Below are 261 nucleotides of genomic sequence, written 5' to 3'. Positions count from 1 at the left end.
CACGTCCTTGCGCTGCATCTTCTTCCAGATGCTGTAGATGTGCTTCGGCCGGCCGGCCACGTCGGCGCGGATGCCGGCCTCGGCCAGGGCCGTGCGCAGGCGTGCCTTGGCGTCCTCGATGAAGCGCTCGCGATCGCCGCGCTTTTCATCCAGCAGCTTGGCGATGCGCCGGTAGGTGTCGGGCTGCAGGTAGCGGAAGGCGAGATCTTCCAGCTCCCACTTCACTTGCCAGATGCCCAGCCGATTGGCGAGCGGCGCATG

General features: G+C 66.7%; 1 pseudogene. It reads right to left on the bottom strand.

Annotated elements, in window-relative coordinates:
* Positions 1-261 (bottom strand): annotated as a pseudogene (locus FLQ44_RS00945) (GTP pyrophosphokinase); the annotation flags it as partial.

The organism is Vogesella mureinivorans, assembly GCF_007644035.1.
GTDB classification, from domain to species: domain Bacteria; phylum Pseudomonadota; class Gammaproteobacteria; order Burkholderiales; family Chromobacteriaceae; genus Vogesella; species Vogesella mureinivorans.
Note: the sequence above shows the minus strand (reverse complement) of the source record. Positions and strands in the feature narration are given on the sequence as shown.